This window comes from Mycobacterium bulgaricum (genome assembly GCF_041287165.2).
GTDB lineage: Bacteria > Actinomycetota > Actinomycetes > Mycobacteriales > Mycobacteriaceae > Mycobacterium > Mycobacterium bulgaricum.
The window spans coordinates 1-210 of record NZ_JBGGKV020000056.1 but is presented as its reverse complement, the minus strand read 5'-3'; the positions used below and the strand labels follow the sequence as shown (position 1 = coordinate 210).

Below are 210 nucleotides of genomic sequence, written 5' to 3'. Positions count from 1 at the left end.
CTACCCACCCCGCCAACACCAAGGCCTACTGCCGAACCCACCACCTGATCAAAACGTTCGTGCCCGGTTGGAAAGACCGCCAACACCCCGACGGCACCGTGACCGTCACCACCCCCGCCGGGCGCCGCTACACCACAAAACCGTTGAGCACCTTGCTGTTTGCCGACTGGAACATCACCACCCCACCCGCACCGCCACCCCCCACGCAGG

1 pseudogene is annotated in these 210 nt (G+C 65.7%); it reads left to right on the top strand.

From position 1 onward, the window contains the following. Positions 1 to 210 (top strand): annotated as a pseudogene (locus ACAG24_RS29545) (HNH endonuclease signature motif containing protein); the annotation flags it as partial.